Annotated in this window: 1 rRNA gene; it reads left to right on the top strand. The window is 47.1% G+C overall.

Annotation, left to right across the window (positions count from 1 at the left end):
* Positions 1 to 119: 119 nt before the first annotated feature.
* Positions 120 to 210 (top strand): 23S ribosomal RNA (locus HCX49_RS25315); the annotation flags it as partial.

Raw genomic sequence — 210 nt, 5'->3', positions numbered from 1 at the left:
AATGCTGTGATGTGCTCGATGTATTATGAAGACCCTCGGTCAAGGCCGAACGGATTAATGCGTAGCATCACGGTTATATATCAAAAAGCAACCCATAGTAGCAAAAGGGCTATGAGGTGAAGAAAGTAAATAAGGGCACACGGGGGATGCCTAGGCTCTCAGAGGCGATGAAGGACGTGATAAGCTGCGATAAGCTTCGGGGATTAGCAA

This window comes from Sphingobacterium sp. B16(2022), assembly GCF_012030425.1.
GTDB lineage: Bacteria > Bacteroidota > Bacteroidia > Sphingobacteriales > Sphingobacteriaceae > Sphingobacterium > Sphingobacterium anhuiense.
This window is presented reverse-complemented; position numbering and strand designations above follow the sequence as displayed.